General features: G+C 53.9%; 11 protein-coding genes and 1 tRNA gene. 2 read left to right on the forward strand and 10 right to left on the reverse strand.

Annotation, left to right across the window (positions count from 1 at the left end; translation table 11 throughout):
* Window positions 1-613: 613 nt before the first annotated feature.
* On the reverse strand, window positions 614-1,891 hold the full coding sequence (locus ABSG47_RS06420; protein WP_424167904.1) for a type II toxin-antitoxin system HipA family toxin: 1,278 nt from the start codon (window positions 1,889-1,891) through the stop codon (window positions 614-616).
* A complete protein-coding gene (locus tag ABSG47_RS06425; protein WP_424167906.1) occupies window positions 1,888-2,178 on the reverse strand; it encodes a helix-turn-helix domain-containing protein in 291 nt (96 codons plus the stop codon). Before ABSG47_RS06425 ends, ABSG47_RS06420 begins: the two co-directional genes overlap by 4 nt.
* A gap of 369 nt (window positions 2,179-2,547) precedes the next feature.
* Between ABSG47_RS06425 and ABSG47_RS06430 the strand changes: the two genes are divergently transcribed.
* Together ABSG47_RS06430 and ABSG47_RS06435 are read left to right on the forward strand one after the other, a co-directional pair.
* Window positions 2,548-5,058, forward strand: coding sequence for a TOTE conflict system archaeo-eukaryotic primase domain-containing protein (locus ABSG47_RS06430; protein WP_424167908.1), 2,511 nt, complete (start codon window positions 2,548-2,550; stop codon window positions 5,056-5,058).
* A 75-nt stretch (window positions 5,059-5,133) separates the two neighbouring features.
* Entirely contained in the window at window positions 5,134-5,763 is a 630-nt protein-coding gene (locus tag ABSG47_RS06435) for a competence protein CoiA (RefSeq protein ID WP_424167910.1), read from the forward strand.
* A 4-nt stretch (window positions 5,764-5,767) separates the two neighbouring features.
* On the opposite strand, the gene ABSG47_RS06440 is transcribed toward ABSG47_RS06435, so the two are convergent.
* From ABSG47_RS06440 to ABSG47_RS06475, 8 genes are all read right to left on the reverse strand, one after another.
* Window positions 5,768-6,922 carry an RNA-binding domain-containing protein gene (locus ABSG47_RS06440; protein ID WP_424167912.1) on the reverse strand — a complete coding sequence of 385 codons (1,155 nt, stop codon included), beginning with the start codon at window positions 6,920-6,922 and terminating at the stop codon, window positions 5,768-5,770.
* Window positions 6,910-9,537: a TrlF family AAA-like ATPase gene (locus ABSG47_RS06445; protein ID WP_424167915.1), complete on the reverse strand. Its 2,628-nt coding sequence runs from the start codon at window positions 9,535-9,537 to the stop codon at window positions 6,910-6,912. The genes ABSG47_RS06440 and ABSG47_RS06445 overlap by 13 nt, the downstream gene beginning before the upstream one ends.
* The gene (locus ABSG47_RS06450) at window positions 9,530-9,742 is read right to left on the reverse strand and encodes a ribbon-helix-helix domain-containing protein (protein ID WP_424167917.1); all 213 of its coding nucleotides are present in this window, start codon (window positions 9,740-9,742) and stop codon (window positions 9,530-9,532) included. Before ABSG47_RS06450 ends, ABSG47_RS06445 begins: the two co-directional genes overlap by 8 nt.
* Window positions 9,743-9,890: 148 nt before the next feature.
* Window positions 9,891-10,154, reverse strand: coding sequence for a nucleotidyl transferase AbiEii/AbiGii toxin family protein (locus ABSG47_RS06455; RefSeq protein ID WP_424167920.1), 264 nt, complete (start codon window positions 10,152-10,154; stop codon window positions 9,891-9,893).
* Entirely contained in the window at window positions 10,151-10,747 is a 597-nt protein-coding gene (locus tag ABSG47_RS06460) for a type IV toxin-antitoxin system AbiEi family antitoxin domain-containing protein (protein ID WP_424167922.1), read from the reverse strand. Before ABSG47_RS06460 ends, ABSG47_RS06455 begins: the two co-directional genes overlap by 4 nt.
* A gap of 58 nt (window positions 10,748-10,805) precedes the next feature.
* Entirely contained in the window at window positions 10,806-11,528 is a 723-nt protein-coding gene (locus tag ABSG47_RS06465) for an ATP-binding domain-containing protein (protein WP_424167925.1), read from the reverse strand.
* Window positions 11,464-13,473, reverse strand: coding sequence for an SNF2-related protein (locus ABSG47_RS06470; protein WP_424167927.1), 2,010 nt, complete (start codon window positions 13,471-13,473; stop codon window positions 11,464-11,466). The genes ABSG47_RS06465 and ABSG47_RS06470 overlap by 65 nt, the downstream gene beginning before the upstream one ends.
* Before the next feature lie 337 nt (window positions 13,474-13,810).
* Window positions 13,811-13,897: transfer RNA gene (locus ABSG47_RS06475), tRNA-Leu, on the reverse strand.
* Between the last annotated feature and the right edge of the window lie 23 nt (window positions 13,898-13,920).

A 13,920-nucleotide genomic window follows, 5' to 3' on the forward strand; every position in this document is an offset into this window, starting at 1 on the left:
ATTGCATGCAAAGTTTCTGAAGGAGGTGGGGTTACGAAAGGGTGGTGGACTTTGGTAATGGGGAAAGAAAGGGAAAAGGGACAAGGGATATAGAGACCAGGGCGTTTCTCCTCTTGCTGTGGAGCGATCCCTGCCTGGCCGCTAATACGAATACGCGGCGAGGGTGGGGCGTCCGAACTTTATACCTTCGGGAGAGATGCTTTAGTATCAATGGGATACATTGATAATAATACGCATGGAAACGTAAATTTACACGTGTTTTGGATGAGACAAGATCCAGCGGGAATCAATCATTCCGCAAATCTGAGCAATTTGGTTGGGGAGGCTGTAGATGGTGGCCGAGGTCGGACTTGAACCGACATGAGGTTGCCCTCGGCGGATTTTGAGTCCCAGTCCCCAATTTTCTAGCTATTGAAAATGCAGTGTTTACAGCGACTTAGCGGACTCGCTGATGCGGTTCCATGCGGTTCTGTGAGGGGTTGTTCTGGATGTTTGGGCACAGTTTTGGGCACAGTAGAAGAGCGATAAACGCAGCGGACTTTCGGCGGATTTTCATCGAACTGTAACAATACAAAAGTCCGTTGCGGTTGCCTTGGCAAGGGCTCAGGAGCCTTCATTGTAAAAGTTTTTGGCAGGCCGACGCTCTCGTTTTCAGGCGCTCACTCAACCTCGTGATCGTAGCGTGCGACAGTCCCTCTCCCTCAATCTGCTTCTGAACATCCATTGCATGGTCAGGGAGAGTAGAGGCCATTACCCGGATGCGATCTATGATCGTGACCTGGTCCAAGTGGAGTTCGGTCGCCAACTTTTGCCAGTGCCGTAATCCAATGTTCCTTAAGCGATATTCACCGCCGATCTTCATGGCGAGTTTCACTCTCCGCAAATCCACTGTGCGATACGGAAGGATACTTGCCAAGTCGTAGATTGGCGCTAGTCGCACTCCGGCCCCCTTGCCTAGCAGCAGCGAATAGTTCTTGGCATGGGCATCCGTCCCCGCTATCAGCCAGTTGAAGGCTATGGCATCGACAAACGACTGCACATCTTCATCAGGGCTACTAGACTGGTTTCGTAACAATTCCACAATTCTGCGTACACCTGGGCCGCCATCGTTCTCGTATTTGCGCGTAGTGTGAAGGCCAAGAGCCTGACACATATCCTCCTGATGAATGCGGGACCACCCGCGCCCGTTGCGCACGCGGTCATAACGCTCTACCACGATTGCTATTTCATCTTTGAAATGTAAGACCCTGGAGTTCGGGACAATGAGGCCAGAGGCTCTGGCTAGTTGCAAGGAGAAGTGCTCGTTTTCTGCATGTCCGTCCCAGTCTCCCGTCGGTGGCTTCAGGATATGCGTGGTTGGAGTACGACCGGAAGGAACTCCCCATCGCTTGCGCTCGAAAAGGAGTGCTGTCTTAGGCTGTGCGCCAGCCAAGCTGAAGCGGCCCGTATCGCGCTCGGCCCGCCACGCAGAATGGTCAGCTCGCAACGCACTCAGGCGATCTGCTACATCGTCCTCGGTAAGCCACGCAACTTCCTTGGCGGTTGGCTCCCCACGCAATGTCACCAGACGTTCTGGACTGACGAACTGGACGGCACCCGCACAGTCTTCGCCTACGTTGGCAATCAGTCGAAAGACATTCCGTGGCGACACATGAAATTGCCTTCCCCAACTCTGGAGGACACGGTCGTTGTCGGGGAGTAGGCCCCATAAGAATGCTTCGATTCGTGCGTGGCCGTGAGTAGCCGAGCCTAGCGGCATTGAAAGCGATAGGGGGTAAGCGTTTGGATCGCTGCGCCAAGTATCGTTATAAGTGAATGAGAGTCTGGCGTTCTTGTAGCTGACGTTCCCGACTTCTCGGCTATCCAGCAGGACGATAAGTTCATTTGTCATGGGCGCTTCTTCAAGGCGTTAAGAACGCTGTTGATGTCTCCCGCTTTGGCTTCGCTGTTGGTGGAAGCTGCTGGTGAAGGATCGATCTGGAGGTCAATTGACACTCCAAGGGTCTTCAGCGTGCGCAACAATAGACCAATTTCAGCACGAGGTTTACCTTGTTCAACCTCGATAATCCACTTTCGGCTCGTTCCTGCCGCCTCAGCCAATGCACCTTGATCCATACCAAGCTTGGTACGACGCTCCCGGATGAAAGCCCCTAAATCAGTGGCGGTTCGGATACGCATAACATCGACCTCGGCTACTGTCCTCTTGCAGAGTAACCGAACGGTGACATTTTGTAAAGAGAGCGAACGGTGACATCACAGCATGACACCGGACGGTGACATTTGGAAGAAGTCGCCTCTTCTGGCATTTCCAGAATAGCTATTCGCCTCTCTCTACACGGAATGGGCTTTGCTGCTCTCGCGCATCCGTCCTTGTTTTCATGACTGCCTCAATTTCATCTACATGCCAGGGACGAAAATCGTGGGTATCCGCTCCAACATCCATCGACAGGGACAGGGGATCGTCCGGCAATTTGCCGTGTCCATGCCTATACGCAATTGTTTTGCGTGCCACCTCTATAAACTGGTGCAAATGGATGGACCCTCATTATGAACAAAGTCGATCACGAGCGTTCGATCTCTGAGGCATCTTTAGCAGAAGTGCGACGGCTGCGGGAAGAGAACGTCCGTTTGCGTAGCCTCTTGACTGCAAATGGCATACCAATTCCAGAGGCCCTTATATCCGTTACCGAAAGCCCTCAAGTTGCAAGTGCAGTACCTGGAGTTCGCAAGCAAGAAGTGGGTAAGGCGGAACAGCGAATCGCTTTGTTTCGCAGTCTGTTTTTCGGGCGGGACGATGTCTACGCCATCCGCTGGGATAACGCCGACGGGCGATCTGGGTATATGCCCAAGGCAGATCGCGACTGGAAATCGTATCTAGGTGCCAAAGAGGAGGATCGCAAGAAGGTTGATCGTCTAACCCGGAAATATAGGCCACTAACCGATGACGTTATCCGTGCGCATCTTGTGGGGGAGCAAACCGTCGGGCTTTATCCTCTCCTCCAGGATGAGACCTGCTGGCTGCTGGCGGTCGATTTTGACAAGAAGACATGGCAGCAAGATGCCACCGCGTTTCTCGCGGCCTGTAGCGAACAGGGCGTGCCAGCGGCAATGGAACGCTCACGGTCAGGAAATGGTGGCCATGTCTGGATATTCTTTGAGAGGGCACTCCCAGCCACAACCGCACGAAAACTTGGCTCTTTAATCCTCACTCGAGCCATGGAGTTTCGACACCAGATAGGACTGGATTCCTATGACCGATTCTTTCCCAATCAAGACACGATGCCAAAGGGAGGGTTTGGCAACCTAATCGCTCTCCCACTGCAAAAGGTTCCGCGCGCAAACGGGAACAGTGTTTTTGTTGATGCAGAGTTCCGCCCCTATCCAGATCAATGGCAATTTCTCGCCAGCGTTGAAAGGATGTCTGCTAACGCCGTCGACGCAGTGGTACTTGAAGCGCAAAAGCGCGGAGACCTCATCGGTGTCAGATTCAGCGTTGGCGAAGACGAAGAACTCGATCCGTGGATGTCTCCGCCGTCACGAACGAGAACGGAACGTCAAATACCTGGACCCTTCCCAACACAAGTACAAATTGTTCGATCAAATCTTGTGTACATCGAGAAAAGTGGACTGCCTGCCGCAATGTTGAACCGGCTACTACGCTTGGCAGCTTTTCAAAATCCAGAGTTCTATAAAGCCCAGGCTATGCGGCTCCCCACATTCAACAAGCCGCGCGTGATTGCTTGTGGCGAGGATCTCACAAACTACATCGCGGTGCCGCGCGGTTGTTTTGCGGAGGTAGTGCAACTGTTTGAGGCGCACCGCGTCGCGACAGTGGTTCGTGACGAGCGGTTTGCAGGCCATCCAATCGACATAGAGTTCTCCGGCCAGTTGCGTCCGGCCCAATTGGATGCCGCGTCCATAATCTCCGGACACGATGAGGGGATTCTCTGCGCGCCCACGGCTTTTGGAAAAACCGCTTTGGCCTCTTGGTTGATTGCCGCACGAAAGGTGAATACGCTTGTGCTGGTCCATCGCCAGCAACTGCTCGATCAGTGGCACGCTAGGTTAGCAATGTTCTTCAAGCTCCCTACCAAGTCAATTGGTCAGGTAGGCGGCGGGAAGAACGAGCGCAGCGGTTGCGTAGACATTGCCATCATCCAAAGCACTCAAGACAAGGCAGGAGTGAAAGACTTCGTGGCGGAGTATGGTCAGGTCATTATCGATGAATGCCACCATCTATCTGCATTCACCTTTGAGCAGGTGATGAAGCAGGTAAAGGCAAAATACGTCCTCGGCCTAACGGCAACTCCCGAACGCAAAGATGGACATCAGCCCATAATTTATATGCAGTGTGGCCCGATACGATACAAGCTCAGCGCCCGCTCGATGACCGCAGCGTCACCCTTCGAACATGAGGTAATCCCGCGATTGACAGAATTCGGTTTGTCGCCAGAACAGACTGACGCGACAATTCAGGAATTGTACGCCGCGCTTGTAGACGATAGCGCCCGCAATGAGCTGATCGTCGGCGATCTATTGCATGCAGTCCAAGATGGGCGCTCACCGCTACTCCTCACTGCCAGAACTGAGCACCTGAAGTATTTCGAGACAGCTCTCGCGAATCAAGGGGACAGCGTATTTGTGTTGAAAGGGGGTATGGGGAAGAAGCAGCGGCGGGCGATAGCGGAGGCAATTGCGGCCGTACCGGAAGATGCGCCAAGAGTCATCTTGGCAACTGGCAGCTACATAGGAGAGGGCTTTGATGATGCTCGCCTGGATACGTTGTTCCTGGCGATGCCGATTTCATGGAAGGGCACATTGCAGCAGTATGTTGGACGCCTTCATCGGCTTCACGACGCGAAGCGCGTTGTCAGAGTCTACGACTATGTTGATTCCAATGTCCTCATGCTGGCAAGAATGTATGCACGTAGATTAAAGGGTTATAGTGCCATCGGTTACCGGATTTGTAACACTCCCTATGAGTTCGTAGATTGCCCTGATCAAGAATCCTCGCGGCATCGAACGCGATCTGGCGAAGCTGTCAGGCAATGGACTTGAGATGGTCTGCATAATCACACCCTAATTTATGCAGATGAGAGAGGCTTACTGATGCAGTTCGCGCTAGTGAACGGAATGGCAGTCGAACCTTCTCCAGGTTTGAAAGGTATTTGTAAAAACTGCGGTTCGGAAATGGTCGCAAAGTGCGGGCAGCATAAGCTGTGGCATTGGGCACATAAAAGCAGAGTGCATTGTGATCCCTGGTGGGAAGCTGAGACTGAATGGCATCGTGCGTGGAAAAATCATTTTCCGAAAGAATGGCACGAGAGCATTCTCTTCGACCCCAATACCGGGGAGAAACACATCGCGGACGTGAGAACGGAGCATGGCCTGGTCCTCGAATTCCAACACTCCCCGATGACGCCTGCGGAGATGAAGTCCAGGGAGGACTTCTACAAGAATATGGTGTGGGTTGTAGATGGTTGCAGAGGCGAGCTGGATGCGGCGCACTTCAATCTGAGCTTAGGTGGCCGGATAAATGAGAGCCCGGTTGCGCATTCACTTCATTGGTACGGGCGCGGCAAGCTCTTTCATAACTGGATACAAGCAACGAAGCCAGTCCTTATCGATTTCGGGGGGGCAAATCTCTGGCGTTTGGTGATGTTCGATACTTCCACCCAAAAAGGAGCCGTTGGCCCGGGGGGGAAGGAGTATTTCATCCAGGATTTCATGCAAGGAAATCCTCTGGCGAGAATCGTTCGCTAACTCCTTACCGTGGATGACGCCGTATCGTGGCGCGGAACAAATTGCCGTCCCTGTCGTTCTCGAACTCAATCGACGGATATTCACGCAGGGCTCTCAAGATGCCGGTGCCCAAGCCGCGATAAGGAAGTAGCTTCGTGGCAAAAGATGCGAGGATCGGGTTTCGGATATTGGAATTGCCGGTTTGAATATTTGCCACGGTCAGGTTGTTGGGAAGGTGCCCCGGACTGATGATCTCCACGCGGTCATCAAAGACGAACACGCGTATGGGGGCGGAGACAAAATAGTCACGGTGCATCAGGGCATTAGCAAGTAATTCCTCCAGAACGATCCGTGGGATTTCTAACTCTCCAGTCGTGTTTACCCCCTGCTCTCCTTGATCCCTGCGCAGATTGCGGGTAATAAAGCCCAGTGCATCGTCAAACTGCGCCTGAAGCTTTCCGGTTATATCAACGCTGTCGAGATATGTCGTGACGTGAATATCGTTGCCGGGATAGCAGACGGCCTTAACATGGAAGACTGGCAGGAAAACTTGAGGCTCGCGCGCAAATAGTAGTGCTCCTGCAACCGTCAAGACGCCATTATTGACAAGGCGCATGTTGGTAAGAACCTGGCCCAACGACAGCTCTTGCTGGTCCAGCTTCCTCTCATAGCGGGAGCTATAAAATCTTCGGAAATAATCAAGGTCTATGTCAGCGATGGATGATCCGGTAACGGGGATGTCGTCACCATGCACGAGCTGCGCCGCCTGGAACATGCGCTGCATTTCCTCACGCGCCGTCACCTTTCGCTTGTCACTGCCGCTCTTAACCCAGATCGCCCCGGAGTTGTCCATGTAGGGTTTGGCGATCCCGTCAGGTATCGTCACGACGACGACGATGCCGTTTGCCACTGGCACGTTTTCAGTCACTGGATTGATCGCCGGGCGTATCTGAGTGGAAGCTGCGTTGCCGATGAGTTGATTTATCCGCTGAATATCAGTGGCATCGAGCGCCTCAATGCTGCCGTCATCCGCCACACCAATGAGGAGCTGCCCCCCGCCGGAATTTGCGAAGGCGACTATCTCACTTGCAAGAGAAACAGCATTCGTCACATCAGCCTTGAACTGATGGCGGGTATCCTCTCCACGTCCAGCTATTTCAAGAAGTTCTACTGTTTCCAAATCTCGTAAATCTCCTTTCGGCGCTGGAAGGCTTCGCTGCCTCCCTCCATGATGCTGACGATGGCTTCCTGCAAGGTGGGGGAATCAATGCTTCCTGCGGTCGCCTGAATCGCATCCTGCGTATAGGAACAGGCGATGATTTGCTCCGCATCGCCCAGCACAGGAATATTCGGATTGTGGGTCGCAAAAATGAACTGGGTCTTCATCTTCAACTTCCTGACCAACTTGATCACGTCTTCATAGATCGTCTGGTTGTCAAGATCGTCTTCCGGCTGATCGATGATGATCACATCGTTTTCGTGCTGGCTCAGGACGAACAGAATCAAGGCCGACGCACGTTGCCCGAGCGAATGATTCTTCAGGTGCTTGCCGTGGTATTTGATGGCGTAGGCATTGGGTACTTGCCACGTCAGCATGGCGCTCAGATTTTCGTGCAGATACTCCTCGAAGGTCCCTGCCGAAGCTCCGACCGATGTTTTCGCTTTATCCAGTTCGCGGTATATCGCCGCGCCATCGGCAAACGAATTCGCCAGCTCCGTAAGAGTAGTCTCGCGCAGCTTGCTGCCGCGAAAGATGTCCTTCAAGTAGCGTACGAATGCCGCTTTATCACCTTTATAGTCGATTTCGATCTGAAGCGCGGTTTCTTGGGCATTGATCTTGTCCAGCTCTTGCTTAATCAATCTGAACTCTTGATGCCACAGCTCGTTAAGCGCGGTCAAAGCGGCGGAAAGCTGCGTCTGGAGCGTCGTTTGCTGCTCTTTTTCCTTCGACAGCGCTTTAAGTATTTGCGCTGCATTTTCGACGGCCTTCCGCTGCCGCAGAAATTCATCGGGCTTGATGGCCGTAGCGCCGCTGGACTTCAATTCGTCGGAGAGCTTTCTCGCAATCTCCGCGAATTCTTCCTTCAGCTCGTTTCGCATAAGCTCGAATTGCTTAACCTTCGCCTTCAGTTCTGTCGATGCCGTTTTGGCCTGTGCGACGGTCTTCCTAAGCTCGGAGAAGCCTTTCGCCACGAGGTCAAATATCGCAAAGACCTCCACAAAAAAGGCCTGGTTTTGCTTGGAGGTGTATTTTTGACGGCTGACAAACTCATCGGAATGCTGCGCTATCAGGTCTTCAAGTTCCTGAATGTAACCGGTGACGAATTCGCTGAGGTCTCTAACCGTGCGGTCGTCCTGCTCGAAATCGACCTGTTTCTGAAGTTTCTCTTCAACCCCGTGCTGCTTGAACACTTTCAGGCGAAACTCGGCATCCTGCTTCTTACTTTCATACTCCTTCTGCTTCTCTCCCACGTCGGACAGCTTTTGCAATCGGCTGGTGATTTCGACGACTGCCTGCCGTTGCACGGCGATGTTTTGCCGAACATCTGCGAGCTTGTCCCCGACCAGTTTCTCTACCAGATCGTTTTCGAACCCCGCGCCTGTGTTGGAGAGGTCCTTCTGGCCGAAATAAATGGGCTTGTGCAGCACCGTCTCGCGGATGTTGATGCCAGGCTGTAGCTTGCCGTTGAAATATACATCCGGTTGCTCGCCCACGATTCGCCTTACTTCATACTCCTGGCCGTGGCGGTCGGTGGCGCACAGCGTAATCTTGCCGCCGCTGCCCAAGGCATATTTTGCCGACTGCTCCTTATACTCTTTGTCCGCCGCGTTTTTGCCGAAGGGAATATCCAAAGCATATCGCAATGCTTCGATAATCGTGGATTTTCCGCTCCCCCGGATGCCGATAAGCGTATTGAGCTCCGGCGAGAAATCCAAGGTCTTGTCGTCCAGCTTGTCGCCCTGAAATTCGACGCTCTTGATGAAAGAGTTCTCTTGCTTCGGCTGTTCCAGGGCAACACGGTTGGCGCAATCCATGAGCGCGAACTTCACCGCTTCGAAGGTGAACGCACCAATCTTTAGGTAGGTATGCTTGCCTTTGCCAATGTCGCTGATGGATTTGCAGTCGCAGCCCTCGACCTCGGCGGGATACCAGTCTCCCAACCACTGCTTCACCTGGACGCGCTTATCGTGGGTACTGATTTTTTGAAAGGCCGCGCAGCGCTGTCGGAACAGCTCGGACTTGCCGACTTCCGTGAGGCGACCGCCGGAAAGGCCGCCCCATAGCCCATTGCTGGCCTCCACGTGGGCGCAGACAAGAAAGTAGTCCTTGTTGAATTTATCGAGTTCGCGGATCGTCTCAGTGAGATCGTGGTTCGATCTGCCGTTTTCATGCTCGAAATTGGCCTGGCCCGCGAAGGTGACGCTCAAAAAGCTCTGGATATAGTTGGCGTTCTCTTTGTTCGAGATCCATTCGCTGCTGAAGATCACCAGGATATGAATACCGTTTGAGCCGTCCTTGACGGACAGTTCGACCCCAGGGAGCAGACAGATTTCCTCTTTCTTCGCGTGTTTCGACAACGCTTTGAAATCTTCCCGGTCAAACTTGTTGTGGTTTGTGATGGCCGCTACTCGAATGTTGGCCTGTTTCAAGGCCGCGACATATTCCGAGACGAAATAGTTCGAATCGCCTGTATAGCTGAATTCCTTATCGGCGGCGGTATGCATATGAAAATCCGCCCGCACCCAAGTTGAACCGTGGGCAAAGAGCGATGGGGTAATGACGGGACTACTCATTGCTGGCCGCTCCCCTCGTGTTGCCGGTGCCGGATTGTCCGGCAACATACAGCTCAGCCGCATCGCGCACGATCCAGGCGAGCGAAACCTTCTTCAATTTGGCGAGATTCTCAAGGCTGCGATAGAGCTTCGGGGGGAAGGTGATGGATGCCCTCGGCTGGTGTCCTGCCCTTTTGACTTCCTTTGCGCCCCGTTTTTCGTCCATGTTGAATATCCTTCTCTTTGCACCACGTTACACCGGCGCGGTGCACAACGCAATTGAGGAGTCTTTTCGAGAGCTTCCGAGGATTATTGGCTATCAAAGAGAATGCCGTCGTCATTGGTGACTTCGCAGATGGCGCGGATGACTCTCTCTATGTCAGCGATGGAAGTGGAGCCCCGCCAAGCAAGTCCAGGTCTTTCGTTGGTCGATGGACTTCCCCTCTCCATAGCGTAAAGAGCGTTGCTCCTTTGAGCACAAAGCGATCTCCGTAAGTCGATACCTCCAGCCGATACAGGTATCGCTCGATTGCGAATCTGCCAAGCACTCTCTGATAGTCTTCGCCCTGCTCCTTTGACAGGGAGAGGAGCCTAGCGCGGATGGATGCCGCCGAATTCTTGTTGGGTTCTCGCGTCATATGGCCTCCATATATGGGCGGATGACATTACTGACGCGGCAAGTCTTAGCGTAACAGTAGATGTCATTGATAGTGGCCTTCCTCTGCGAAAGGCAATCTCTTAGCGCCTCGATGGCGATGTCAAGGCCGATCTTGTTCCGAAATTTGAAGCAGTCCGCGACGGTCTTTGCGGCGGAGTAAACGCGGACAGAAACGCCCTCGACGCGGTAGGTCTCAATGCCTTCTGTGAGGGATGGCCCGGACAGCCGAGCAATCCTGAGCGAATGAGACTCCAGGGCCGGTGTTCTGGCTCCCTTCCCCAGCGCAATCCATATCGAAGACGGGTTCTGAGTCGTGATCTCGTGGAAAGCGAGCGCCGTCAGAAGGCAGAGGACAGCTCCTGGAACTCGCTTCGTCACCTCAGCGTAGGAATGTCTCTCTGTGACAGCAGCGTTTGGCAGAGTGTACACACCCCGGCTAGATCGGCTGAGTTTGCCCCGCCGGTACAGACGCAGAAGATATTCGCGGGGAATGCCAAGCGCTTCAAGATCGCGGGGTCTGACGATCCCGTGCTTGCCGACATAACGCATTGTCTTCATCATGTTGTTTGTCATCGCCGATTGTCTCAAAACGTCATTAGTTGATTATAAAGGATGACGTATTGCAACATCGTTACAGGCTAAGGCTCAATCCAAGCTGTTCTACGATCTGCTGAACTGGCTGAGGATCGAGAGTTTTCGCAATCGCTACATCCTCAAGAGCAACAGACTTTGATACATCACGGCTCAGTTCTTGGCCCAGCGTTGCCGCGTCGTTCGTGTAAATCTGTACCTCGTACTGCGCCCGCGAGACAGAGACGTAGGCCATGCGGTTATTCAGCAGCCCGCCGTGCGCCTGGTCGGAGTCAACCTGGATGAGCACACGGTCGGCGGTCTGGCCCTGGCTGCTGTGACTCGTCACTGCATACCCGTAGTCGAGATGCGGATGCTGTCGCGCGTTGAACTCGACCTCACGCCCCGAGTCCATCTTCAGTTTCAGGTTGCCGCCGCCGTCGATCTGCTCCACCGTGCCCAGCTCACGATTGGCTAGCTTTTGCTCGTGATACGGGGCGGTCAACTGCACCCGGTCACCCTCGGCGAACGTGCGCTCGGTGTCGCGGTAGATCGTCACGCCCTGCAAGCGGCGCGGATCGTAGCTCAGCTCCTCGCCGTTCTTTCTTGTCACCGTGACGGTGTTGCTCTCGCGGTCGGTGTGGGCCACACGCGCATACTCTCCGGCCTCGATTCCCAGCGGCTTCGACCCCTTCGAGTAACGGATGACATCGCCGGTTTCATAGTTCTGTGCGTGCTGCCGGTCGGCTCCGGTGATGTCCTGCCGCGCGTAGAGCACATGCACCCGATGCTCTTCGATTTTGACCTGGCCCGCGTCCTGCATCGCTCGATGGATGCTGCTGTTGATCTCTCGGCGCGATTCGTTGTCGGGCGAGATGACCACCCGATTCAATCGCTCCAAGCACCTCATCACTGGCACCGAAGACTCCATCGAAGAGTTTGAATTTTTCGTCTAAGAGCTGATAAACCCGAACGTCGGCGGCGTTGGCTTTGTTAAGAAAATTCACCACCACTACGTCAAACTTTTGGCCGTAGCGGTGGCAACGGCCTATGCGCTGCTCAATCCGCTGCGGGTTCCACGGAAGGTCGTAGTTGACGACCAAATTGCAGAACTGAAGATTGATACCCTCTGCGGCGGCCTCCGTCGCAATCATGATGCTGGCTTCTTCGCGGAAGTAATCGACCAGGGCAGCGCGTTTGTCAGCCGTCGGTGAGCCGGTGATGCGGTCCGTACCCTTATGCCGATCCATCCATGCGCGGTAGATGGTCTGACTCTTCTCATCCGTGTTCGATCCATTGAAGAGAACGACTTTCCCGGCAAACTCAGTCTGTTCCAAAAGACGATAGAGGTACTCCTGTGTTCGGCGCGACTCTGTAAAGAGTAGAGCCTTCTGTTGAAGAGTTCCCGGCTGGCCCGACTGCGCGACGGCTGCGGCGGCAAAACCGCGCTTGAGAGCCGTTAGGAGCTGTTCGCCCTTGGAGTTGCGCTGGATACTCCGCGCAAGCTCATGGAACTCCCTGAGCCGTGCAATCTCTTCCCGTCTCTCCTTGCGCTGCTCCTCGCTTAGCGGAGTTTGTTTCGCGGCAATGGCCTCACCTTCGGAATCCTCATCGTCTTCTGCCCACTCCTCTTCAATCTCGGGCATCAGCTCGAAGTTTTCGGCAAAATCTTCAACTAGGATTGCCGAGGAGTCGCTTACCCGCTCGGCTTCTTCAAGTTTCGCTGCAAGGCCAGCGAGTGTATCCGAGATAGCGTAGGTCGAACTGGCGAGCAACTTGCGAAGCATGAGAGTCATGAGCTGTCGCTGACTCGATGGCAGTGCATAGAGGTTGGGACTCTGTAAGTAGTCCGATACGAGGTCATAGAGCTTCTGCTCCTCGGCGGTCGGGACGAACTCCTGTACAAGCGCATGGCGGCGGGTGAAAGCGACGTACTGACTTACCTGTCGGCGAAGGGTGCGCTGGCAAACTGGCCGGATACGCTCTCGCAGTGAGCTGTATTCCTCCTGGCCTTCCTTGGCCGAGGTCTTCGACGCTGCCGCCCTGGTGAATTGAGCACGAAAGCTGCGAAGGTCACCGAAGATGAACTCGTCCACAATGCTGACGAGGCCATACAGTTCCAACAGCGAGTTTTGCAAAGGTGTTGCCGTGAGCAAGACCTTCTGGCGAACCGCAAGGGCACTCTTGATCGCAACAGCAATTTTGTTGGAGGACTTGTAGACATTCCTGAGCCGATGAGCTTCGTCTATAACGACCAAATCCCAGGCCGTCTGACGGAGATAAGGCTCCTTAGATCGGGCAAACTGGTAGGAGCAGAGAATGATCTTCGACTGGTCGAAAGGGTTGAGATTGCCGCCCCGGATGGCTTCGTTGAAAGTCTTGGCCTCAAGAATTGCCGTGGGCAGAAAGAACTTGTCGCTGAGTTCCTGGCTCCACTGCTTGCGTAGGTTTGCCGGGCAGATGCCGAGCAGTTTCCGGCTACGCTCCGCCCATCGCTGCGCTAGAAGGATACCGGCTTCGATAGTTTTGCCGAGCCCCACTTCGTCAGCGAGAATCGCTCCTTTAGAAAGCGGTGAGCGAAAAGCGAAGAGCGCTGCTTCAATCTGATGCGGATTTAGATCGACTTGAGCATCTGAAAGAGCGGACGCGAGTTTGTCCACGTCGTCCGAACTGGACCGTTTCGTCAGCTCATGCGCAAAGAGCTTGGCGTGATAGGCCGTCAGACTCATCGGCTCGCAGTATTCTCCGTGCACCAAGTTTAGAGCACTCCGTAACTTTGGGCACAGTTTGGGCACAGAAAAACGCATCCGAAGATGCGTTGATTTGGTAAATCATTGATCTTATTGGTGCCGGGAGGGGGGGTCGAACCCCCACGAGGTTGCCCTCGGCGGATTTTGAGTCCGCTGCGTATTCCAGTAACTATAGCTCTTTCAGCATGATAGCTACGAGACGCTGGAAACTGTGTAAGAAAATGTGTAAATTCCAACTATTTTTTACAAAAATCAGCCTCGGCCCCGACTGATCACCTGAGGTATCTTTTCATTGATTTTTGGGGAAGACGCTAGATGGTGGCGGGTATCGGAATCGAACCGATATGAGATTGCTCTCGGAGGTTTTTGAGACCTCTGCGTCTGCCAGTTCCGCCAACCCGCCAATACCTCTATTAGACCATACAA

The organism is Occallatibacter sp. (assembly GCF_049510455.1).
In the GTDB taxonomy this organism is placed as follows: domain Bacteria; phylum Acidobacteriota; class Terriglobia; order Terriglobales; family Acidobacteriaceae; genus Telmatobacter.

What these genes read in the sequence shown, in the direction of transcription:
- ABSG47_RS06420 (WP_424167904.1), bottom strand. Translation starts at nt 1,891, where the DNA reads ATGACAAATGAACTTATCGTCCTGCTGGATAGCCGAGAAGTCGGGAAC.
- ABSG47_RS06425 (WP_424167906.1), bottom strand. Translation starts at nt 2,178, where the DNA reads ATGCGTATCCGAACCGCCACTGATTTAGGGGCTTTCATCCGGGAGCGT.
- ABSG47_RS06430 (WP_424167908.1), top strand. Translation starts at nt 2,548, where the DNA reads ATGAACAAAGTCGATCACGAGCGTTCGATCTCTGAGGCATCTTTAGCA.
- ABSG47_RS06435 (WP_424167910.1), top strand. Translation starts at nt 5,134, where the DNA reads ATGGCAGTCGAACCTTCTCCAGGTTTGAAAGGTATTTGTAAAAACTGC.
- ABSG47_RS06445 (WP_424167915.1), bottom strand. Translation starts at nt 9,537, where the DNA reads ATGAGTAGTCCCGTCATTACCCCATCGCTCTTTGCCCACGGTTCAACT.
- ABSG47_RS06450 (WP_424167917.1), bottom strand. Translation starts at nt 9,742, where the DNA reads ATGGACGAAAAACGGGGCGCAAAGGAAGTCAAAAGGGCAGGACACCAG.
- ABSG47_RS06455 (WP_424167920.1), bottom strand. Translation starts at nt 10,154, where the DNA reads ATGACGCGAGAACCCAACAAGAATTCGGCGGCATCCATCCGCGCTAGG.
- ABSG47_RS06460 (WP_424167922.1), bottom strand. Translation starts at nt 10,747, where the DNA reads ATGACAAACAACATGATGAAGACAATGCGTTATGTCGGCAAGCACGGG.
- ABSG47_RS06470 (WP_424167927.1), bottom strand. Translation starts at nt 13,473, where the DNA reads ATGAGTCTGACGGCCTATCACGCCAAGCTCTTTGCGCATGAGCTGACG.